The sequence below is a fragment of the Acinetobacter sp. YH01005 genome, assembly GCF_013420465.1.
In the GTDB taxonomy this organism is placed as follows: domain Bacteria; phylum Pseudomonadota; class Gammaproteobacteria; order Pseudomonadales; family Moraxellaceae; genus Acinetobacter; species Acinetobacter amyesii.
Genome location: NZ_VOYA01000061.1, coordinates 1 through 1,974 on the forward strand (window position 1 = coordinate 1; position 1,974 = coordinate 1,974).

The following is a 1,974-nucleotide window of genomic DNA, read 5'->3' on the forward strand; positions in this document are numbered from 1 at the left end:
AAAAAAAAGCCCGACTTATGTCAGGCTGTAAAAGGGTCAACTTGCTATATATGTTCGGACATCGTTTTTAAAATCATCACTGGAGAGAACTTCATGAACAAAATAACGATCTTCATCCGTATTCACGAATGTATTTAAAAAGCCTAAGCTGTAATTCCAATCTTTATCAAATTCAATTGGGCCACAAAAACCAAAACCGTCTGCTGTCTCCAGCTCGACTTCTGCCGTATAACCTTGTTTTGATTTTTCCGCATTAAGTAAAACAACTTTCTCAATAAGCATTTTCCAATCTCCTAATTTCTGTTTGAACCAAATCGTTAATAAGTTTGTCGGCTTCACCATTTCCAAAACATCCGTTTTCATAATCCCTGCTAATTGCTTCCAGGTATTCATGACGTTTTTGATATGTGCAAAGCAGACTAAAGACGAGATCCTCAACAGGTGTAAGAGTGATTGAAGTCTTGTCTGTTTCTTCTGCTAATTCCTCGTCTGACTTATCATCAATTTCAAGTAGAGATTTAAGACCTCTAGCCCAAACCAATTGACGACTGCCTTTCATAGCAATAGCAAATTCTTGGAATAATTTTCCTGAAGAACGTCCGTGAACAATTTCCTCAGAGATAGAGAGCTGCAATAAATCGAATGGGCTATAACTTCCGTTTCGACCTTTTTTAATATGTCCCTTAGTTACTTCATCCTCAAGACCCCATTTAGCAACGTATTGTTCAGCGTAGTACCCATTGCATAAATCTAATCCATGTTTCATTGATGGAGCATTAAGACCTGATTTAACACAGGCATTAATCCATTGTTCTGCTAATTCAGAAGCGTAATTTTTAAAATATAGATCGTGATGTGAAGCTAAAAGCAAAACGTGATTATGGGGATGCCAACCATTTTGACCGTATGTGACTTCCTGACCCTTAATTTTGTATTCAATACCCAATTTTTTAAAAATGGATACGACCTTACGACCCTCAAAGAATCGCTTGTATGCCTTTTTCTGCCCCTCTAAGAGCATTTTTAGGGATTGATCTTGTGAATGGCTAAAAGTGAGCGTAAGGAGGTAAACAGAGCCTTTATGAACGGTTTTCCATTTTTCTAAACCTGTTTTTAATTCATTGCGTCTTTGTTCGGTGATGTGTTTAGCACATACAGGACATGACCAGATAGAACCGCAAATTTGTACATTGCCATAATGAGCCTTACAGCGATTTTCGTTGTACATGACTGTACGAGGTTTTGTTTTATCTATCTTAAAACGACGACATTTAGAAACACGTTCTTTAGGAAGAAGCTTTCTTGCTTGATCTTGAAGGAGGTAATCGTGAACCCTCTGAAACCCTTGTGGCGTAAGGATGGCAGGAGATTTCGTCTGTATACCAAGGGGACGGCTATTTTTGACCCAATTCGGGCTTGAAGGGGACGGATTTTCCCCATAAAATGTATTCATGGACATTCCTAGATTAATGTTCATCACGGGTTCATGTGTTAGCGCACAGTGAGCCCATTTTTTTGCCTATCTAAATTGGTTCGGAGGAGTCGCAATGCTCGCTTTATGTTCCGTTTGTAAGTTGTTTACAGCATAGATAGGACTACGGTGCAAGGCCAATATACTCCAATAATTCTAAAAAAATCAAGATCACAAGTTGTCATGCTCGCTATCGCCTTAGCCTCGTCGATGGCTCCTCGGCGTTTGCGTCGCTTCGCTAATACTTACCGATCTTAGTTTTCATGGGAGCTTTGTAATCAGGGAGGGAAGGTTCTGTGGTTTTTATTGCGGTGTCGTCACTCGTAGACACTCGTTCGGTAACTACAGATTACTTATATAATCTTTAGTTCGTTCCAAAAAAAAGCCCGACTTATGTCAGGCTGTAAAAGGGTCAACTTGCTATATATGTTCGGACATCGTTTTTAAAATCATCACTGGAGAGAACTTCATGAACAAAATAACGATCTTCATCCGTATTCACG

General features: G+C 39.2%; 2 protein-coding genes. Both read right to left on the reverse strand.

From position 1 onward, the window contains the following. Positions 1-36 precede the first annotated feature (36 nt). Complete coding sequence (locus tag FTT72_RS16060) at positions 37-282, reverse strand: hypothetical protein (RefSeq protein ID WP_180178689.1); 246 nt, start codon at positions 280-282, stop codon at positions 37-39. Further along, positions 272-1,453 carry a protein rep gene (locus tag FTT72_RS16065; protein ID WP_180178690.1) on the reverse strand — a complete coding sequence of 394 codons (1,182 nt, stop codon included), beginning with the start codon at positions 1,451-1,453 and terminating at the stop codon, positions 272-274. Before FTT72_RS16065 ends, FTT72_RS16060 begins: the two co-directional genes overlap by 11 nt. Positions 1,454-1,974 lie beyond the last annotated feature (521 nt).

Excerpts from the sequence above, each read along its gene's own strand:
- FTT72_RS16060 (WP_180178689.1), bottom strand. The coding sequence starts at position 282 with ATGCTTATTGAGAAAGTTGTTTTACTTAATGCGGAAAAATCAAAACAA.
- FTT72_RS16065 (WP_180178690.1), bottom strand. The coding sequence starts at position 1,453 with ATGAATACATTTTATGGGGAAAATCCGTCCCCTTCAAGCCCGAATTGG.